Below are 19,730 nucleotides of genomic sequence, written 5' to 3'. Positions count from 1 at the left end.
AGGGTCAAGCGTATTGGGCAGCCGAGCATAGGCCGCCCAACGCTCGTCCCACGCCTGGATCACGTCGAGGTGTCCGCCAGGCAGAAACCGACTCAGATGCACCCCGGCAACCTGCCCGGTACCACCCAACAGCGGCAACAGCCGAAACCCACCCTCACGCCGCAACCGCTCGATCAGCTCCGCGCTGTCCATCTCATTTCGCCGCCATCTCCGTCGCGTAGTCCCGGTAAACCCGCACCGCAGCCTCGCGCTCGGCGTCCGACCACCCCAACGGCCCGGCGATCAGGTCCGCAACAACACCGGCCACAGACGCACCCTGGTCAAGATGCTCAATCGCGATCCGAGTACGCCGAGCCAACACGTCCTCAAGATCCAAGGCACCCTCGTGCGTGACGGCGTACACGATCTCCGCCGCCAGATACCCGGCCACATCGGCCGAAAGCGAAGAATCCTGAGCCACCAACGCCAGCACGTCCGACACCGCCGACCCGTACCGCTGCAGCAGCCGCTCCACAGTGGACGTGGACAGACCGGACTCGGAGGCAACTCGAGCCCGGTCCGCCCACAGCTCGTGGTACCCGACCGCGCCGCACAACGGCAGCTTGGCGGTCAGCGAAGGAGCAACAACCTTTCCGAGGCCCTTGACCGCGGAGTTGACGACGTCGGCGGCCATCACGCGGTAGGTCGTGTACTTGCCGCCTGCGATCACGAAGAACCCGGGTTCCCGCTCCGCGACAGCGTGTTCACGGGACAGCTTGGCGGTGTCGCCGGAAGCGCCGTCGAGCAACGGCCGCAGTCCTGCGTACGTGCCGAGGACGTCGTCAACGCTCAACGGGGAACGCAGCACGGCGTTGACGTGGTCGAGGATGTAGGAGACGTCCTCGGAAGTAGCAACGACGGAGTCAGGATCCCCGGAGTACGGCGTGTCCGTGGTCCCGATGATCCAGTACCGCCCCCACGGGATGACGAACAACACCGACTTCTCGGTCCGCGTGATCAGCCCGCCGTCGAGCTGGATCTTCGACCGGTCCACCAGAACGTGCACACCCTTGGACATCCGCACGTGGAACGGCGACGCCCCAGGAGACATCGAGTTCAGCGAGTCGGTCCACACACCGGTCGCACTGATCACCCGCCGCGCACGGACGTCGACCACCGACCCGTCCACCGACACCTGAGCACCGGTAACGCGACCACCGGACCGCAGCAGCGACGTCACCCGCGCCCGCGACAACACCGTGGCCCCGTGCTGAGCAGCCGTGCGGACCAGCGTCAGCACCAGCCGCGCATCGTCCATCTGCGCGTCGTAGTAACGAATGGCGCCAGCGAAGGCCGAGGAATCAACAGAGGGCCCGACCGCGGCCATCTTCGAACGGGACAGGTGCCGGTGCATCGGCACGGCCCCCGCGCCGCCGATCAGGTCGTACAGCATCACGCCCGCGCCGACGTAAGCGCGTTCCCACTGCTTCTCCAGAGGGAAGAGGAACGGCACCGGCCGCACCAGGTGCGGTGCGAGCCGGCGCAGCAACAGGCCGCGTTCCTTCAGAGCTTCCCGGACCAGCTTGAACTCCAGCTGCTCCAGGTACCGCAGCCCGCCGTGGACGAGCTTGCTGGACCGGCTCGACGTGCCCGCTGCCCAGTCGTGTGCTTCGACCAGCGCGACGGAGAGGCCGCGGGACGCCGCGTCCAGGGCAGCGCCCGCGCCGACCACACCACCTCCGACCACGAGCACGTCGAACTCCGTCGAGCCCAACGACCGCACCGCGTCAGCACGCCGAACCGGATCCAGCCTCGCGAACAACTTCAGCTCCTCAGAAAGAGAACCAACTCAGCGAACGTCAGCGTCGACCCAGTCGAACGACTTGGTGACGGCCTTCTTCCAGTTGCGGTACTCGCGCTCGCGCTCGTCGGCCGCCAGCTCGGGCGTCCAGCGCTTGTCCTCGGCCCAGTTGGCACGCAGCTCGTCGAGACCGGACCAGTAACCGACGGCCAGACCTGCGGCGTACGCGGCACCGAGAGCGGTGGTCTCGGCGACGACGGGACGCACCACGGGAACGTCGAGGACGTCGGCCTGGAACTGCATCAGCAGCTCGTTCTGGACCATGCCGCCGTCGACCTTGAGCTCGGTCAGCGGCACGCCGGAGTCTGCGTTCATCGCGTCCAGGACCTCGCGGGTCTGGAACGCCGTCGCCTCCAGCACGGCACGCGCCAGGTGGCCCTTGTTCACAAAGCGAGTCAAACCCACGACCGCACCACGGGCGTCAGCACGCCAGTACGGCGCGAACAGGCCCGAGAACGCCGGCACGAAGTACGCGCCGCCGTTGTCCTCGACCGAGCGTGCGAGCGTCTCGATCTCCGGGGCCGAGCCGATGATGCCGAGGTTGTCGCGCAGCCACTGCACCAGCGAGCCGGTGACCGCGATCGAGCCTTCCAGCGCGTAGACCGGGGCCTCGTCGCCGATCTTGTAGCAGACCGTGGTCAGCAGGCCGTTCTTCGACGCGACCTTCTCCGTGCCCGTGTTGAGGAGCATGAAGTTACCGGTGCCGTAGGTGTTCTTGGCCGTGCCGGGCTCGTAGCAGGCCTGGCCGAACGTGGCGGCCTGCTGGTCGCCGAGGATGCCCGCGATCGGCACGCCCTTCAGCACCCCGCCGGGACCGCCGTTGCCGTAGACCTCCGAGGAGGAACGGATCTCCGGCAGCATGGACAGCGGAATGCCCATCTCGCCCGCGATCTCGGCGTCCCACTGCAGCGTGTCGAGGTCCATCAGCATGGTCCGCGACGCGTTGGTCACGTCCGTGGCGTGCACACCGCCGTTGGGGCCGCCGGTGAGGTTCCACAGCGTCCACGTGTCGGTGTTGCCGAACAGCAGGTCGCCGGCCTCGGCGCGCTCACGGGCTCCTTCGACGTTGTCGAGGATCCAGCGGATCTTGGGGCCGGAGAAGTACGTCGCGAGCGGCAGGCCGACCTTCGCCTTGTAGCGCTCGGCACCACCACCCAGCGCACCGAGCTCCTCGACGATCGCCTGCGTGCGGGTGTCCTGCCAGACGATCGCGTTGTAGACGGGCTCGCCGGTGTTCTTGTCCCACACCACCGCGGTCTCGCGCTGGTTGGTGATGCCGACGGCGGCGAGGTCACCGGTGTTGAGGTCGGCGGAGGCGAGCGCCTGGCCGATCACGAACCGGGTGTTCTCGGAGATCTCGACCGGGTTGTGCTCGACCCAGCCGGCCCGCGGGAAGATCTGCTCGTGCTCCTTCTGGCCCACGGCGACGATGGAGCCGCTGTGGTCGAAGATGATCGCCCTGGTGCTGGTCGTGCCCTGGTCGACGGCGAGAACGTACTGCGTCATCGAAACTGTCCTTTCGGGATGGTCAGATCAGAACACGAGCGAGGCGACGACACCGGCGATGGCACCGCCGAGGAGCGGTCCGACGACCGGCACCCACGAGTAGCTCCAGTCGGAGTCCTTCTTGCCGATGGCCTCACCGTCGGTGCCCTTGTAGGACAGCGGCAGCAGGGCGTGCGCGATGCGCGGGCCGAGGTCGCGGGCCGGGTTGATGGCGTAGCCGGTGGGGCCACCGAGGGAGGCGCCGATGCCGACGACCAGCAGCGCCGCGGCCAGCGGGCCGATCTGGGTCGGGGTCTTGCCGAACGCGAGGATCACGAAGACCAGCACGAACGTGCCGATGATCTCGCAGACCAGGTTCCACGCGTAGCTGCGGATCGCCGGGCCGGTGGAGAACACGGCGAGCTTGAGGCCCTCGTCGGGCGTCTCGTCGAAGTGCGGCTTGTAGGCGAGCCACGCGAGGACCGCACCGAGGAACGCACCGAGCATCTCGCCCGCGAAGTAGACGATCGTCGAGCCCGCGCTGACCGGGACACCAGGGGCGTACTCAGCCGCACCACTGGTCAGAATGCCGACGGTCACGGCCGGGTTGAGGTGCGCGCCCGACTTGTAGGCGACGTACACACCGGCGAACACGGCGAGGCCCCAGCCGAAGTTGATCAACAGCCAACCGCCGTCGATGCCCTTCGACTTGGCGAGCAGCACGTTGGCCACCACACCCGCACCCAGCAACAGCAGGACGCCCGTACCGAGCACCTCGCTGAGGAACACTGACCCGAGACCCACGCTGGCCTCCCATTCGTTCTAAGCGGCTGATCACCCCGTGGTGACTGCCGCGGAACGTAATGACCTGCGTCACTCCTGCTCAACGGGCGCGTTTCGACAATGTCGACACCCGGTGAACCCCATCGCGTGACCAATCGGTCACTCTGTGCTCGAACGCCGCGTCTCCAGCGGTTTTCCGGTGGTTTTCCAGGTCAGCGGGCGTGCGAGCGAGTTCGACATTGCCGACACGGGTCGTCTGAATTACGTTTGCCGCCGTGCCGGGACCCATCCAGTCGATCGAACGCGCCGCAGCCGTGCTGCGGCTCCTCGCGCGTGGCTCCGGCCATCACGGTCTCACGGAGATCGCCGACTCGCTCGGTCTCGCGCGAGGAACCGCGCACGGGATTCTCCGCACCCTGCAACGGGTCGAGTTCGTCGAACAGGACCAGGCGACGGGCCGTTACCGCCTCGGCGCGGCGCTGCTGCACCTGGGCACGTCCTACCTGGACGCGAACGAGCTGCGTTCTCGATCGATCAACTGGGCCGACACCCTCGCCGCGAGGTCGGGCCAGGAGGTAAGGATCGGCATGCACCACGACGGCGCCGTGCTCGTCGTGCACCACGTGTTCCGGCCGGATGACTCGGTGCAGACCCTGGGCATCGGTGCGATGCTGCCGTTGCACGCGACGGCGCTCGGCAAGGTGCTGCTCGCGTACGACCCGGATCTGTCGGCGGCCGCACGCCGGAGGGAGCTGACGTCGTTGACCCGCAGGACGATCGTCCGTGCGCAGGCGTTGGAACGGGTGCTGACGGAGGTGCGCGCGCAGGGCTGGGCGGGTGAGGCCGAGGAGTACATGCCGGGTGAGGCCAGCATCGCCGCGCCGATCCGGATCCCCGGCGGGCTCGTCGTGGGCGCGATCGGCATCTCGGGCTCCGCGGACCGGCTGTGCGACTCCACGGGCCGGCCGCGGGCGACGCTGGTGCGCCAGGTGATCCAGGCCGCCGAGGCGGTCACCGCTTCTCTCGTCGACGAGAACTGAGGGGCTCGGCGTGCAACGGTTTGTGATGGCGATCGACCAGGGGACGACGTCGACCCGCTGCATCGTGTTCGACCAGAACGCCCGTCTGGTCGCGGTCGCCCAGCGCGAGCACCGGCAGTACCACCCGCGGCCCGGCTGGGTCGAGCAGGACGCCGTGGAGATCTGGCGCAACGTCGACCGGATCATGCCGCAGGCGTTGCGGCAGGCGGGAATCACCTCCGACCAGGTCGTGGCGCTGGGCATCACGAACCAGCGCGAGACGTTCGTGCTGTGGGACCGCCACACCGGTGTCCCCGTCGGGCGCGCGATCGTCTGGGAGGACATCCGCACCGAGGAACTCGTCGCGGAGCTGGGGAAGCAGCCGGGCATCGAGGAGGTCCGCGACCGCTGCGGCCTGCCGCTCGCGACGTACTTCTCCGCGCCGTCGCTGCGGTGGATGCTCGACAACGTGGCGGGCCTGCGGGCCAAGGCCGAACGCGGCGACGTCCTGTTCGGCACCATGGACACCTGGCTGATCTGGAACCTCACCGGCGGGGTGAACGGCGGCCTGCACGTCACGGACGTGACCAACGCGTCGCGCACCATGCTGATGAACCTCAGCACCCGTCAGTGGGATCCGATGCTGCTGGAGTTCTTCGGCGTGCCCGCGTCGATGCTGCCCGAGATCCGGCCGTCGACGGAGATCTCCGGCACGACCACGCGGGTCGTGCCGGGCATCTCGATCACCGCGGCGCTCGGCGACCAGCACGCGGCGTTGTTCGGGCAGACGTGCTTCGAGAAGGGCTCGATCAAGGGCACGTACGGCACCGGCGGGTTCCTGTTGATGAACACGGGCAACGAGCTGGTGCGGTCGAAGCACGGGTTGCTGACGACGATCGGCTACCAGATCGGCGGTGAGCCTGCGTACGCGCTGGAGGGTTCGATCGCCGTCGCCGGGTCGCTCGTGCAGTGGTTCCGCGACAACCTCGGGCTGATCCACAGCGCGCCGGAGATCGAGACGTTGGCGCGCACGGTGAAGGACAACGGCGGCTGCTACATCGTGCCGGCGTTCTCGGGGCTGTTCGCGCCGCACTGGCTCGCGCAGGCGCGCGGGCTGGTCGTCGGGCTGACGTCGTACATCAACAAGGGCCACCTGGCGCGAGCCGTGCTGGAGGCGACCGGGTGGCAGACGCGTGAGGTGGTCGACGCGATGAACGCCGACCTCGGCGCGCCGACGCCCGTTTTGAAGGTGGACGGCGGGATGACCGCCGACCACCTGTTGATGCAGTTCATCGCGGACGTGCTGGACATCCCGGTGCAGCGGCCGCTCGTGGCGGAGACCGTGTCACTGGGTGCCGCGTATGCCGCAGGACTCGCCGCCGGATATTGGCCGGACCTCGAGGGACTGCGGCGGAACTGGCATCTGGCCGCGCGGTGGAACCCGGTGATGGATGCCCGGCACCGCGAGGACGAGTACGCGAACTGGAAGCGGGCCGTGGAACTCACGTTCGCGTGGGCCCGCTCCAGTCCGTCCTGATTCTCGATGAACGGCGCATTTGTCCACCTGAGGTGGACAAATGCGCCGTTCATCGAGATTAGGAGCGCTGTTTGCGGACCCAGGCTGCGATGTCGTCGGGATCGATGGGGAGGGCGTCGGACAGGACGTCCGCGCCGGTCGAGGTGACGACGAGGTCGTCCTCGATGCGCACGCCGATGCCGCGCAGCTCCGGCGGCAGCGTCTCGTCGTTGGGGTGGAAGTACAGGCCGGGCTCGACGGTCAGCGCCATGCCGCGCTCCAGGATGCCCTGCTGGTAGGTCTCCTGACGGGCGTCGGCGCAGTCGTGCACGTCCAGGCCGAGGAAGTGGCCCGTGCCGCAGACGATGTAGCGCCGGTGGTGCTGGCCGCTCGGGTCGAGCGCCTTGTCGACGCTGACCGGCAGCAGGCCCCAGTCGTGCAGACCCTCGGCGAGCACGCGCATGGCGGTGTGGTGGAAGGCGCTGTAGTCGTTGCCGGGCCTGACTTCCGCGAGCGCGGCGACGTGTGACTTCAGCACCAGGTCGTACACCTGGCGCTGGGGGCCGCTGAACTCGCCGCTGACCGGGAACGTGCGGGTGACGTCCGCCGTGTACAGCGAGTTCATCTCGACGCCCGCGTCGAGCAGCAGCAGGTCGTTCTCGTTGACGCGGCCGTCGCAGCGCGTCCAGTGCAGGACCGGGGCGTGCGGGCCGGCGGCGACGATCGAGGTGTAGCCGGGGCCCTTGCCCTCGGTGCGGGCGCGGCGGTCGAACGTGCCCTGCAGCCACCGCTCTCCCCCGCCGCGCACGGCCTGGCCGAGCTCCATGGCGACGTCCGCGAAGCCCATGACGCTCGCGTCGACGGCCTGGCGCAGCTGGTCGATCTCCCAGTCGTCCTTGATGCGGCGCAGCTCGGAGAGGACCGTGCGCAGCTCGTCGCTGTGCGAGCCGGTGAGCGCGTCGAGCAACGGGTCGACGCCCTTGGCCGTGAGCGTCTCGGGGTGGCGTCCGCGCAGGGCGTGCGCGAGGTCCTCCAGCGGGCGTGCCGTGATGCCGAGCGCCTCGCCCCACTCCTTCGGCCCGGCGGCGGCGCCGATCCAGAACGGGCTGCGGTCGGCGTCGCCGAAGAAGTCGACGCTGTGGGTCTCGCTCGGGACCGGCACGAACAGCGTCGCGTCCTGGTCGGACAGGACCAGCACCGCGCCCTCGACCTGGCACCCGGTCAGCCACACGAAGTCGCTGTCGGCGCGGAACTCGTGGAACGTGTCGTTGGACCGGACGTGCGCGCGGCCCGCAGCCAGGGCGATCCGCTTGCCGGGCAGTGCCTCGACGAGCCTGCTGCGATGGGCCCTGGCTGCCTCGGCGGCGCCTTCCGGCAGGTCGATCGAGCTGTCCCACTCGCCCCAGCTGTCGCGGATGTACGTGCGGAAACCGTCCGCGTCCACCAATTTCGCCATGTCACGGCGTGTGCGGGCCACTCTTCGTCCTCTCGCTGGGCTGTGCCCAGCGTGCGTGGGTCCGGGTGATCGCACCAATCCCAGTTGGCCATAGGTTCGAGCTATGGAACTCGCCGGGTGTATCCACTGGCCGGCGGCAGGCCTCTACGTACGAGAGGAGGCATCCGCCATGAACCACCGACTCCCCGTCTGTCTCCTGACCGCCGCGACACTGGCCGCCTGCGGTCAGCCGCCCTCGCCCGGTACGCCTCGGGCGATGCCGCGGGCCGAGGTCACGACCACGGCGACGACCAGCGCGCCGACCACCACCAGCGCGGATCCGGTGCCGACGACCACGACGAGCCGGTCGCACCAGCCGCCGCCCGGACCGCCCCGCACGACGACAACGACAACGACCAAGCCGCCACCGCCACCACCGAAACCGCCGGACCGCTGGGTGTTCCCGGCCAGCCTGCGCGGGTCGATCGAGTCACGCGACGGCCAGGCGTTCCCCGACGCCTGGGCGGGGATGGTGGACGAGCTGGCCGACGTCTGCCCCGGCAAGAAGCTGTGCGTCGGGTACGCGCTGGTGGTCGATCCGTCCATCGTGAACGAGCAGGACTGCTTCATCGACGAGGACGGCGGCATCAAGGTGCCCGATCCCCTGTACGAGAAGGGCACCATCACGTTCAGGGTCAACAACAAGACGAACTGCACCCCGGGTTGAGCCGTGCGCGCCGCACCTGCCAGACCGAAGGACGACGCGCCCTCCAAGGCGTTGCGGGTCTTCGGTTCCCTGCTCGCGCCGACCACCGTGCTGACCGCGTTGCTGTTCTACTTCGGCACCCGGCACGCGACGTACTTCTGCGAATGGTTCGGCGTGCACTACTCGGTGCTCGGCCTGTCCGCGTCGGACTACCTGATCCGCAGTGCGGACGGCATGTTCGTCCCGCTGACGGTGCTGGCGGCCGCGGGGCTCGCGGCGTTGTGGGGCTACCGCTTCCTGCACGCGACCCTCGCGCCCCGGACGTGGCGCACCCTGACCAAGCGCGCCGTGCCGGTGCTGGTGGTGCTCGGGTTCCTGCTCCTGCTGCTCGGGCTCACCGGCATCGCGTGGCCTTCCCTGCTCTACGAAATGGCCGGGTTGCCAGGCCTGTGCGTGGCGCTGGGCGTGGTCATGTTCCCCGTGGCGGAACGGCTGCACGCGGCCAGCTCCGGCAAGCTCGCCTCGGGCGCCGTCCCGGTGATGCAGTGGACGTTCACCTTCGTGCTGGCGACCATCGGCCTGTTCTGGGCGGTCACCGACTACTCGACCGCGGTCGGGGCGGCCAGGGGCTACGAGTACGAGACGAAGCTCGGCGGCATGCAGGGCACGACCGTGTTCAGCACCAAGGACATCGGGGTCCGCGGGCCGGGCGTCACCGTCACCACGTGCACCGCGCCGGAGTCGGCCTACCGGTTCCGCTACGACGGCCTGGTGCTGGTGCTGCAGTCGGGCGGCCAGAGCTTCCTGCTGCCGAAGGGGTGGAACGAGCGGGACGGTGTCGCCCTCGTGCTGCCGCGGTCGAACGACGTGCGCCTGGAGTTCGCCCGATCCGAGGCCGAGCTCGAGCGCACCTGCTGAACCTCCGTATAGCCTCGCGCTATGGAACTGGAGATCCGGCACCTGAGGGCGATCTGCGCCATCGGCGACGCGGGCAGCCTCTCGCGGGCGGCGACGCAGCTCGGCATCTCCCAGCCGTCGCTCACGACGCTGCTGCAACGGGTCGAGCGGATGGTCGGCGGCAAGCTCTTCGACCGCGGCCGCTCCGGCGCCGTGCCCACGCCGCTCGGCGCCCAGATGCTCCAGCGGGCACGGTTGCTGCTGGTGGAGCTGGAGGCGTTCGGCGCGACGGTGCCGGTCGGCGGCCCGGTGCGGTTCGGGTCCGTGCACATGGAGTGCGTGGCCGTGCTGTTCTCGCGCCTGGAGGAGGTGCTGTCCGACGTCACGCTGCACGTCGACCCGTCGTCGACGGCCCTGGCTCTCGCTTTGGGCAAGGGACACCTGGACGCGGCGGTGATCGCGGTCGACGAGGAGGGCGACCTCGGACTGCCGCGCGGTGTGGCGCAGCGGATCGTCGTCCCGTGGGTGCCGATCTACATCGCACTGCCCGCCGATCACCCGTTGACGGCACGCTCCGAGGTGGAACTGTCCGACCTGGCCGGTGAGGCCTGGGTGGGACCGCCGGGTGCCGAGGACGGTTCGCTGACGGCGTTGCGCGCGGCCTGCCGGGCGGTGGGGTTCGTGCCGCGGATCCGGTTCGAGGTGCCGAGCGGCGCCGGCCGGCAGCTGATCGCGGCGGGCAAGGCCGTGCAGCTGGTCGAGCCGACCTCGCAGGGCGGGCCCGGCGTGGTGGTGCGGCCGCTGGCGGGCTCCCCGCTGCGGATGCGCCTGGTGTTCTGCTGGCGGCGGGAGCGGCTGACCTGGAGCCAGGCCAGCCGCGTGTTCACCGAGGTGCTGGGCGCCTACGCCGACCAGGCGCTGGCAAGTCCGGTGTTCCGCCCGTGGTGGGAGGAACGCGGCGCGGTGCTCGCCTCGACGAGGTGAGCCGTCACGCCACCGTGCCGAGCCACGCAGACCAGTCCGCGTCGTACCGCGTCCCGATCACCCGCGTCACGTGGTCCCGCGCACCGGCCCAGTCCCCCACCCGGTACCGCGCCAGCACCGCCGCCACGTCCTCCGGGTGCTTCTCCAGCAGGTACCGCACCGCGAGATAACCCCAGTTGTAGACGCGCTTGGTGTCGTGGTCGTAGGTCGTGTCGAACAGCGCGCTCAACGTGTAGGTGCGCAGCTTCGCCTCGGCGAGCGCCCGGTCGTAGGTCACGCCGCGGTAGTGGTACGAGACGTACTCCGCGAAGCCCTCGACCCACCACACGGTCGGCGTCCTCATGTTCTCCGTGAAGTCGCCGTACATGTCGAACCGGCCGTCGAGGTAGTGGGTGTACTCGTGGTTGAGGTTCCAGATCTGGAACTCGGGCTTGAGCCACTCGGCCTCGTACGCGATGAACCTGGGCTGGTTGCCCGCTTTCGCCGGGTCGCCCTCGAGGTACATGCCGCCGTTGTTGGTGTCGATGTCGAACAGCACCCCGGCGTACGTGCGGTAGTCGTTGCTGGAGTCGAACACCACGACCTCCAGCGTCGTGTTGAGGTCGCCGGCGACCGGGCCGGGGTCCTGCGCGATCCGGTGGAACACCGCGTCCTGACCGGCGAGGCTCGTGCACGTCCGGCGGAGCTCGTCGGTGGTCAGCTGCTGCGCGCGGATCTTCAGCGTGGCGCTGCAGGTGTACCGGATGCCGAGCACCCTGCGGTTGATGCGTTCGCGGAAGTCGCACGTGCGGTACGTGCGGCAGTTGGCCTTGTCGTACCAGTCGACCATTTCGGCGACGCCCACCCACATCGGCGCGAGCCTGCCGACGACGTCGCCGCGTGACGCGAGGTCCGCCAGCAGCGGGCGGACGCGCGGGACGAGGTCGCGGTGTTGCAGGAACCGGCCGAGCTCGCGGGTGGCGTTGTGCACCAGGTACGCGCGGGCGGTGCCGAAGAAGTCGAGGTGCCGCACGACGAACCGGCGCAGCGCCCGGAAGATCGCGGGATCGGCCTTCACCGCGGCGAGGAACTCGGGGCTCGCGTGGCCGTAGTAGAGCATGATCATGCCGGCGTGCACGGTGGCGTCGTCGGCTTCGGTGTAGTTGTCGAGCACGTGGGTCAACGCGCGCAGCTCGGCCGGGTAGTCGGTGACGGCCGCGTAGATCGTCGACTCGGGTGCGCTGTGCGGGTGCAGGTTCCGCGCCACCTCGGGCGGCAGCAGCGGACTGGTCGGCGAGCCCTGAGCGGCGTGCGCTGCCGTCGGGACCAGGAGTCCGGCCAGGAGAGCCAGGACGAGTGCCAACAATCGCATCGGTGTCCTCCGCAGGGGATGTGAGGTGCTCGGAGCGTCACACCCGCGAAGGGCCCGCGATCATCCCTTCCGCTCATAGCCCGCCGCTATGGCGGTCAGGCGGGCTTCTCGGGTTCGGCGAACAGCAGGTGCCGCACGTGCGGGGATTCCTTGGCCAGCGCACGCGCGGTCTCCTGGTTCTGCTGGTCCACGACCGTGCCGCGCTCGACGTGCTGGCGCAGGTGCTCCTGCCAGGTCGCCACGGTGAAGGTCTCGAGGAACGTCTCCGGAGTCTCGGTGTCGCGGAACAGCCCCCACATGGTGGCGCCCGTCCGCCGCCGGGCGCGCCCGACCCGTTGCATGGCCTCGATGAACGCGTCCTCGTTCTCCTTGGCCACCGGCCACTCCACCGTGACGAGCACCGGCCCGGCGTCGGTGTCGTCGATCTCCGGCGGTTCCTCCCAGTAGGTGGCGGGGCTGACGTCGAGCGGGCGGTCGTTGAGCGGCAACCACTTCGTCGCCGCGAGCACGCCCACGGCCATCGCCGCCGCGGGCACGATCATGGCCGTCCGCAGGCCGTACCCGTCGGCGATCGCGCCCCACACGACCGCGCCGAGCGCCTGGCCGCCCATGAGGATCAGCTGGTAGTACGCGAGCGCCCTGGCCCTGGTCCAGGCGGGCAGCAGCACCTGCGCGGTGGCGTTGAACGTCGACAGCGTCGCGATCCAGCAGGCGCCGGTGAGCAACATCGCCACGATCACGAGCGCCACGCTCTCCGTCAGCACCGCCGTGCTGGTCGCCCCGGCGTAGACGAAGGTCGCGAACAGCACCATGCGGTTCTTCGTCATGCGCTGCAACAGCTTCGGCACGACGAACGCGCCGCCGATCGCGCCCGCGCCGACACTGCCGAGCAGCACGCCGTAACCGCTGGCGTCGAGCTTGAGCGGGCCGCGCGCGATGGCCGGCAGCAACGCCCACAACCCGCTGCCGAACACGATGAACAGCGACAACCGAGCCAGCACCCTTCGGAACAACGGTGAACTGGCCACGTACCGCGCACCCGTCCGCATGGCGGTGGTGATGTGCTCCGTCCCGAGTGGACGGTTGTCCGACGGCCGCCGCCACCTCCCGAGCACGATCAGCACGCCGAGGAACGACACCGTGTTGAACGCGAACGTCGCCTCGGGCCCGGCCAGCGCGATCAGCAGACCACCGAGCGCGGGCCCGATCGCGCGGCCGACGTTCATGTTGACGCCGTTGAGCAACGCGGCCTGCGGAATTTCCTCACGCGACACGAGCTCGGGCTGGATCGCCTGGAACGACGGCATCGACAGCGCCTGCCCGATCGCCATCAGCGCCAGCAACCCGAGCAGGCTGACCGGCGTCGCCTTGCCCGCGCCCGCGAGCAGCATCAGCCCACCCGCGCCCGCGAGCATCAGTGCCTGCCCGGACATCAGGACGCGGCGGCGGTCGAGGATGTCGCCGAGCGCCCCGGACGGCACGACCAGCAAGAACACCGGCAGCGTCGTGGCCGTCTGGACCAGCGCGACCTGCAGTGCGGTGCCGCCGAGGTCACCCATGAGCCACTGGGCGCCGACGGTCTGCGCCCACGTGCCGATGTTGGAGGCGAACTGGGCGAGCCAGAGCGCGCGGAAGGCGCTGCGGCGCAGGGGTGCCCAAGCGGAGACGGTCACGCCCCGATCTTCACACCTCGATCCGTTGTGCGCCGAACTGTCGGTCCCGCTCCCTAGAATTGATTTTGGGGGAACCCGGCGGGCGCGTGTGTGTGGTGAGCGCACACGCTCCACCAGTGCGGAGTTCGGCCGCCTGTGGGACGAGGGCGCGGTCGGCCCGCGCGTCTCGGCTCGCAAGACCGTCGTGCCTCCCCAGGTCGGCGAACTGACGTGCGACTGCGACGTGCTCACCGTCCCGGGCTGCGACATCCGTCTCGTCGTCTACACGGTGGCCGCGGGTTCCGTCGATGCGGAGGAGCTGGAGTTCCTGCGGGTCACGAGCGCACCGTGACCGGGTGCCTCACCACCGCCCCGAACAGATACCCCCTGCGTGTTGTACGGCGACTCATCCGGCTGACCGTCCGCCCGCACCCGCAGCACGTGCGCCCCCGGTGTCGCCAGCCAAGGCACCTGCCACCGCGTCCAGGCACCACGAGACACCGGCGTGGCCCGCCGCCAGGTCCGCCCGTCCGTCGACACCTCGACCCGCCGCACCCCGTCCGGCGACCACGACCGCCCCGTCAGCACTCGACGTCCAGCCGGCACCGAAGCGTCCCACTCCAGTTCGAAGGCGCTCTTCGCCACCTGAGTCGTCACCAACGTCCCGGAAGCCGGGTACGACGGCCCGAGCAGCCGGTAGTAGTCCGTGTCCCACGGCGAATGCAGCACCGAGGACGACACCTCCAGCGACCCCAGCCACTTGATGCTCGCGATCCCGCCCCACCCCGGCACCACCAGCCGCGCAGGAAACCCGTGGTCCACCGGCAACTCGGCACCGTTCATCTCGTACGCCACCAGCACGTCGTCCAGCGCCTTCCCCACCGGTAGCGGCCGACGCACGTGCCCCAGGTTCACCCCGCCCGTCACGTACTCCGCGTCCAGCCCGGAAGGCAGCACGTCGACCGCGGACGACCGGAGTCCCGCCCGTCGCAGCAGCAGGCCGAGCGACACCCCGCGCCACCGCGCGTTGCCCACCGCACCGAGCTTCCACGGCGTGCCCGAGACCGACTGGCCCTGCTGCGAGGTGAAGAAGCTCCGGCCGTTGCCCGCGCACTCGATCACCGCCTCCACCGAGGTCGACGGCAACGCCCGCAGGTCGCGCAACGACAGCGACAACGGCCGGGAGACGCCGGAACCAGAGACACGCAGGCGCCACGACGAGGCGTCCAGCAGCGGGGTCGAGGTGTGGTTGCGGACGAAGAACTTCGAGACCGGTGTCAGCGAGCCGGTGTCGCGCAGAGCTTCCCAGCGCGTCTCGGCGTTGGTGCCGTGCAGGATGAAGTCCGTGGCGGGCAACGGCTTCACGATCGAAGGGGCCGCCACAGCACGAGAAGGTAGCAGTGTCAGTCCTGCGGCGAGCAGCACGCCGCGCCGGGAGATCATGCTTTCGACGCTAGCCAGCCGCTCAAGGGGCCATCCCACCTGACGAGACGAACGAAGGTCGTGCGCGGAATCGGACCGCGCACGACCTTCCCCCTCCAGGCGAACGGGCTGGGGGACCCGTCCACCCCACCCGGTTCCGCTGACTCCCCCTCAGCAGAAACCGGTCGTTCTCACGGGCACGGCGTCGGCGGCTTCACCCCGATCGACAGGTCGACCGCCGTGCCCACCGCGACCTCGGTGCCCGCCGCCGGGTTGCTGCTCAGCACGTTGTCGATGTCGTTGCACGTGCGGTCGACGACGCCGCGGATCGAGCCGACGCGCAGGCCCTCCGCCGAGAGCTGGGCGCGTGCCGCGTCGTACGAGAGCCCCCGCAGCGACGGAACGGTCGCGACCTCCGGGCCGCCGGTGAAGCCGCCGGAACCGTTCGCCAGGCCGACGAACACGCCCGCGTTGCCGAACCCGACGACGTCCGCCCAGCCCTCGCCGGTGACGTCGGCGAGCAGGCGCGGGTGCTGGGCGACGGTCCAGCCGCGGCCAGAACCGAAGTCGGCGTTGACGCGACGGGCGGCGTTGAACGTGCCATCGCCGCGCGACACAGCGGAGACGACGCCGGTCGAGCTGAAGCCCACGATGTCGGCGCGGTTGTCGTTGCTGATGTTGCCCAGCGACGGCGACGGCTGGGTCGCGGTGCCGTAGCCGGTGCCGTTGTTGTAGCCGAAGTGCCCGACGCCCACGGCGAACGTGGTGAACGTGCCGGCACCGATCGCGCGGCCCGTGTAGGTGTTGGCGTCGTTGCCGAAGCGGACCGCGTCGGCGTAGCCGTCACCGGTGACGTCGGCGAGGCGGAAGATCGCGTTGCCGGACTGGTCGGGGTTGTTCGTCGACGTCTGCGACGTGCCGTAGGTGCCGTCCGCGCGGCCGATCGTCGACATCGGAGCGATGCCGGGGACGTGCCGGATCGACAGGATGTCCGGTCGCGCGTCGCCACCCACGTTGGCGAGCTTGAAGTGGTTGAAGTCGAAGCGGTCCACGGTGAACTCGGTCGACGCGAGGTACGGCGCCGAGAAGTTCCCGTTGCCCGACGCCAGTGCCACGTCCACCCGGCCGTTGGTGAAGGCGAAGATGTCGGTGCGGCCGTCCAGGTTGGCGTCGGCCACCTGCAGGCTCGTCGGGCTCGGCCGTCCGGTGGAACCGAAGGACGCCAGCACGAAGCGGAACGCGCCGAACGTGCCGTCGCCGTTGCCGACCGCGGTCCACACGCCGTCCAGCCCGACGCCGACGAGGTCCGCGAGGCCGTCGTTCGTGATGTCGGTGACCCAGCGCGGGTGTGTGCCGATGCGCCATCCGGAGTTGTAGCCGTAGTCCGACAGGACGCGTCGCGGCTGGCTGAAGTTGCCGTCCCCCAACGCGATCGACGTCCACACGCCGTCCTCGCCGAACCCGACGATGTCCGCCTTGCCGTCGCGGGTGACGTCGACGAGCGTGCGGATGTGCCGCTCGGTGCGCCACCCCTGGTCGTGACCGAACGCGGCGAGCGCGTACTTCGCGGTCGGGATCGGCGCCGCCGCCGCGGGCACCGCGGGCAGCAGGGCCGTCAGTGCGACGACGCCCGCCACGAGTCTCTTTCCATTGATTCCCAAAGCATTGCCCCCTGAAGCAATTCCTGTTCGACGGTCGTGACCTGAGGCGTTCCACCCCGTTCCACCCCCGTTCCAGTGGTCTGCTTGGGTGTGCGGCGTGACGCCCGAGTCGTTGTTGGAAGCAGGCACGCGAGCGTTGGCGCGCAACGGGGACCTGCGCACCAGCAGGCAACGGTTCGCCGAGGCCTACGAGGCCGCTGAACGTGACGGTGACGTGGACACGCTCGTCGCGGCGGCGCTCGGAGCGGGCGGCGTGTGGGTGCACGAGCACCGCACCGCGGCGGAGGCAGAACTGGTGCGTTCACGGATCGAGCACGCGCTGACGCTCGTGGAACCCAAGTCCGACATCGCGTTGCGGCTGCGGCTGCGGCTCACCGCGGAGAGCGACTACCAGGCCAACACGAACGCCGACGTCCTCAAGCTCCTCGACGAGGCGCGGCAGGCCGACGACCCGGTCGTGCGGGTGGAGGCGCTGAGTCTCGCGCACCACTGCGTGCTCGGGCCGGACCACGTCGAGCTGCGCAAGGAGCTCGCGACGGAGATGATCAGCGAATCGCTCCGCAGTGGACGGCCGGGCGACCTGCTGATGGCGTTGCTGTGGCAGGTCGTCGACCACTTCCTCGACGGCGACCCGCACGCCGTGCGCCGCCTGACGGATCTGCGGGAGCGGCTGGAGCACACCGACCACCTCGCCGTGCGGTTCGTGGTGAGCGCGATCGAGGTGATGCTCGCGATCCGGGACGGACGGTTCGAGGAGGCCGAACAGCTGGCGGGTGCGAGTGCCCAGCTCGGCGCCGAAGCGGGTGACGTCGACGCCACCGCCTGGTACGGCGCGCAGCTCTGCGCGATCCGCTGGTACCAGGGACGCACGGCCGAGCTGTTCCCGTTGCTCGACCACCTGGTGCACTCGCCGACGCTGAGCACCGTCGACAACTCGTTCTTCAGCGCGCTCGCCGTCGCCGCCGCGCTGTCCGGTGACCGGCTCAAGGCCCAGGGCGCGCTCGCGATGCTGACCAGACGTGGCCTCGACGCCCTCCCCCGCTCCAGCACGTGGCTCGTCACGATGAGCGGGGTCGCGGACGCCGCGCACCTGCTCGGCGACGCCGACGCCGCCCGCGAGGTCCACGCGATCCTGCTGCCGTTCGCCCGGCTGCCGCTCATGGCGAGCCTCGCCGTCACGTGCTTCGGCTCGGCGCGGCACCCGCTCGGGCTGGCCGCGCTGACGTTCGGCGACGCCGAGCTCGCGGTGACCCACCTGCGTGCGGCGGTGCGCGACAACCTCGCGCTCGGGCACTGGCCGGCAGCGCTGTCGTCGCGGCGGAAGTACGCCGAGGCGCTGGAACGGGCCGGTGACGTCGAGGAGGCACGTCGCCAGCTCGCGACGTGCGCGCAGGAGGCCGCCGCGCTGGGGCTCGGCACCGCCGGCGCGGAGCTGTCCGTGCGGCGCGAGGGCACCAGGTGGCGCGTGAGCCTCGGCTCCCGCAGCGCACTCGTCGACGGCGGGATCGGCATGGCGCACCTCGCGGTGCTCGTGGCCAACCCCGGCCGGGAGATCGACGCCGCCGAGCTCGTGGCGGGCACGAACGCGGTGACCGAGGAGGTCGCAGCGTACGACCAGCTGGACCCGGAAGCGTTGCGGCAGTACCGGAACAGGCTCACGGCGTTGCGCGGTCGCGAGCTCTCCGACGCCGAACGGCGCGAGCACGACTGGCTCGCGGGCCAGATCGCGGCGGCCACCGGGCTCGGCGGGCGGACCCGGACGTTCTCCGACTCCGGCGAACGCGCCCGGATCGCGGTCGGGAAGGCCGTGCGGCGCGCCGTGAGAACTCTGTCGTCAGCTGATCCGGTGATCGGGAACCACGTCCGTGATCACGTGCGCACAGGCCGTCGGTGCAGCTACTCGCCCTCGTGAGTTGGGTCACAAACGTCCTGGGCGCACACGTGGTTCAGACCTGTGAACGGACCTCGGCTGCCCGTTCGGGCAGTCGGTTGAGAGCGATCCCACAACCTGCGTAAACCTTCTTTCCCATCAGGGCGCGTTCATCCGGAAGGGGCCCGGTTCGACCCATCGCGACCGATTGTGAACATCTGTCTCAACCGGTAGCGCCTCCGCGTGTTCGTGAACTTCCGCCCGGTTTCTGCTCGATACTGCGCGCACATCAGGCAGCGCAGAAAGGTTCCGCCGTGATCACGCCCGAGTTCCTCCTGTCGACGCGCGAGTTCGAGGTCCTGTGGCAGACGCTGCGGCTGGGACGGATCCCGTACCCGCTCGACGTGCCCAGCGAGGGCGACACCGAGCGGGAGCGCAAGGCGTTGCAGGACAGCACTCTCGCCGGGCTGCGCGACCGCGGGCTCGCCGGTGACGCGCGGCTCGAGGACCTGCTGCGAGTGCTCGACGACCACCAGGTGTCCGTGGACGCCGTCGCCGGGCTGGACCGGACGGTGCGGGCGCTCGCGGCGTCCAACGGCGACGAAGCCGTGCTGGCGGTCATCGACGGTGACCACGTCGGGCTCGCGGAGATCAGGCCGACCGGGCTGGCCCGCGAGATCGTCCGGGTCCTGCCCGACGGCGAGGCGGGACCCGGCAGCGCGCTGTCCGTGCGGCTGGAGACGTTGCAGCAGGCCGTCGCGCTCCAGGAGGCCGAGCAGGACGAGGAGTCCGAGGACCCGTGGGGCGCGGCCGACGACGAGCTCGACGACCGGCAGGCGCTGCTGCGGGCCGGGTTGTCCGCGCAGGACGCGCGCCAGATGGACGAACTCGCGTCGAACCGCGTCGCGGGCGGCCAGTTCGGCGTCACGCACGGCAGGCACCGGGCCGACGTCGTCATCAACTGGTTCGACACGCACCAGGGCCGCTACCTGATGGTCCGAACGGATGGCTGGCTCAGCCTGTCGCCCACCGACAACGACCGAATCGCAACACGAATCGACGCCGTTCTGGCGTGAGGGGGAATCCGTGGATCCGTTGGCACCAATAGA

Annotated in this window: 17 protein-coding genes; 8 read left to right on the top strand and 9 right to left on the bottom strand. The window is 69.9% G+C overall.

The genetic code is table 11. From position 1 onward, the window contains the following. Positions 1-193: 193 nt before the first annotated feature. The 3 genes from ACFOWZ_RS37835 to ACFOWZ_RS37825 are packed head-to-tail and all read right to left on the bottom strand — an operon-like array spanning position 194 to position 4,129. Positions 194-1,801 (bottom strand): glycerol-3-phosphate dehydrogenase/oxidase, encoded by a 1,608-nt coding sequence (locus ACFOWZ_RS37835; protein WP_382378763.1) that lies wholly within the window; start codon positions 1,799-1,801, stop codon positions 194-196. Between the two features lie 27 nt (positions 1,802-1,828). Then, on the bottom strand, positions 1,829-3,346 hold the full coding sequence (glpK, locus tag ACFOWZ_RS37830; RefSeq protein WP_382378761.1) for a glycerol kinase GlpK: 1,518 nt from the start codon (positions 3,344-3,346) through the stop codon (positions 1,829-1,831). A 27-nt stretch (positions 3,347-3,373) separates the two neighbouring features. Next, on the bottom strand, positions 3,374-4,129 hold the full coding sequence (locus tag ACFOWZ_RS37825) for an MIP/aquaporin family protein (protein ID WP_382378760.1): 756 nt from the start codon (positions 4,127-4,129) through the stop codon (positions 3,374-3,376). A 254-nt stretch (positions 4,130-4,383) separates the two neighbouring features. Between ACFOWZ_RS37825 and ACFOWZ_RS37820 the strand changes: the two genes are divergently transcribed. Together ACFOWZ_RS37820 and glpK (ACFOWZ_RS37815) are read left to right on the top strand one after the other, a co-directional pair. Further along, the gene (locus ACFOWZ_RS37820; RefSeq protein WP_382378759.1) at positions 4,384-5,148 is read left to right on the top strand and encodes an IclR family transcriptional regulator; all 765 of its coding nucleotides are present in this window, start codon (positions 4,384-4,386) and stop codon (positions 5,146-5,148) included. Between the two features lie 25 nt (positions 5,149-5,173). Continuing rightward, on the top strand, positions 5,174-6,664 hold the full coding sequence (gene glpK, locus ACFOWZ_RS37815) for a glycerol kinase GlpK (RefSeq protein WP_382379027.1): 1,491 nt from the start codon (positions 5,174-5,176) through the stop codon (positions 6,662-6,664). Between the two features lie 58 nt (positions 6,665-6,722). Here the strand turns inward: glpK (ACFOWZ_RS37815) and ACFOWZ_RS37810 are convergent, their stop codons facing one another. Continuing rightward, the gene (locus ACFOWZ_RS37810; protein ID WP_382379026.1) at positions 6,723-8,099 is read right to left on the bottom strand and encodes an aminopeptidase P family protein; all 1,377 of its coding nucleotides are present in this window, start codon (positions 8,097-8,099) and stop codon (positions 6,723-6,725) included. A 225-nt stretch (positions 8,100-8,324) separates the two neighbouring features. Continuing rightward, positions 8,325-8,498 carry a hypothetical protein gene (locus tag ACFOWZ_RS37805; protein WP_382378758.1) on the bottom strand — a complete coding sequence of 58 codons (174 nt, stop codon included), beginning with the start codon at positions 8,496-8,498 and terminating at the stop codon, positions 8,325-8,327. Positions 8,499-8,535: 37 nt separating this feature from the next. Here ACFOWZ_RS37805 and ACFOWZ_RS37800 point away from each other — a divergent pair, with 37 nt between their 5' ends. The 3 genes from ACFOWZ_RS37800 to ACFOWZ_RS37790 are packed head-to-tail and all read left to right on the top strand — an operon-like array spanning position 8,536 to position 10,665. Beyond that, positions 8,536-8,805, top strand: coding sequence for a hypothetical protein (locus ACFOWZ_RS37800; RefSeq protein ID WP_382378757.1), 270 nt, complete (start codon positions 8,536-8,538; stop codon positions 8,803-8,805). Positions 8,806-8,808: 3 nt separating this feature from the next. Continuing rightward, complete coding sequence (locus ACFOWZ_RS37795) at positions 8,809-9,702, top strand: hypothetical protein (RefSeq protein ID WP_382378756.1); 894 nt, start codon at positions 8,809-8,811, stop codon at positions 9,700-9,702. Between the two features lie 21 nt (positions 9,703-9,723). After that, on the top strand, positions 9,724-10,665 hold the full coding sequence (locus tag ACFOWZ_RS37790; RefSeq protein WP_382378755.1) for a LysR family transcriptional regulator: 942 nt from the start codon (positions 9,724-9,726) through the stop codon (positions 10,663-10,665). Positions 10,666-10,669: 4 nt separating this feature from the next. Here ACFOWZ_RS37790 and ACFOWZ_RS37785 read toward each other — a convergent pair whose 3' ends face one another. Both ACFOWZ_RS37785 and ACFOWZ_RS37780 read right to left on the bottom strand, forming a co-directional pair. Then, positions 10,670-12,016, bottom strand: a complete 1,347-nt coding sequence (locus ACFOWZ_RS37785; protein ID WP_382378754.1) for a collagenase — start codon at positions 12,014-12,016, stop codon at positions 10,670-10,672. Positions 12,017-12,111: 95 nt separating this feature from the next. Next, positions 12,112-13,689, bottom strand: coding sequence for an MFS transporter (locus ACFOWZ_RS37780; RefSeq protein WP_382378753.1), 1,578 nt, complete (start codon positions 13,687-13,689; stop codon positions 12,112-12,114). A gap of 88 nt (positions 13,690-13,777) precedes the next feature. On the opposite strand from ACFOWZ_RS37780, the gene ACFOWZ_RS37775 reads away from it, so the two are divergent. After that, positions 13,778-14,020, top strand: coding sequence for an MmyB family transcriptional regulator (locus ACFOWZ_RS37775; protein WP_382378752.1), 243 nt, complete (start codon positions 13,778-13,780; stop codon positions 14,018-14,020). On the opposite strand, the gene ACFOWZ_RS37770 is transcribed toward ACFOWZ_RS37775, so the two are convergent. Next, the gene (locus tag ACFOWZ_RS37770; protein ID WP_382378751.1) at positions 13,951-15,111 is read right to left on the bottom strand and encodes a molybdopterin-dependent oxidoreductase; all 1,161 of its coding nucleotides are present in this window, start codon (positions 15,109-15,111) and stop codon (positions 13,951-13,953) included. The two genes, ACFOWZ_RS37775 and ACFOWZ_RS37770, sit on opposite strands and share 70 nt — an antisense overlap. A gap of 170 nt (positions 15,112-15,281) precedes the next feature. Continuing rightward, positions 15,282-16,727, bottom strand: coding sequence for an FG-GAP-like repeat-containing protein (locus ACFOWZ_RS37765; protein WP_382378750.1), 1,446 nt, complete (start codon positions 16,725-16,727; stop codon positions 15,282-15,284). Between the two features lie 121 nt (positions 16,728-16,848). Between ACFOWZ_RS37765 and ACFOWZ_RS37760 the strand changes: the two genes are divergently transcribed. Both ACFOWZ_RS37760 and ACFOWZ_RS37755 read left to right on the top strand, forming a co-directional pair. Continuing rightward, complete coding sequence (locus ACFOWZ_RS37760; RefSeq protein ID WP_382378749.1) at positions 16,849-18,663, top strand: hypothetical protein; 1,815 nt, start codon at positions 16,849-16,851, stop codon at positions 18,661-18,663. A 272-nt stretch (positions 18,664-18,935) separates the two neighbouring features. Further along, complete coding sequence (locus ACFOWZ_RS37755; protein WP_382378748.1) at positions 18,936-19,697, top strand: ESX secretion-associated protein EspG; 762 nt, start codon at positions 18,936-18,938, stop codon at positions 19,695-19,697. Positions 19,698-19,730: the final 33 nt, after the last annotated feature.

The sequence above is a fragment of the Lentzea rhizosphaerae genome (assembly GCF_042649515.1).
GTDB classification, from domain to species: domain Bacteria; phylum Actinomycetota; class Actinomycetes; order Mycobacteriales; family Pseudonocardiaceae; genus Lentzea; species Lentzea aerocolonigenes.
Note: the sequence above shows the minus strand (reverse complement) of the source record. Positions and strands in the feature narration are given on the sequence as shown.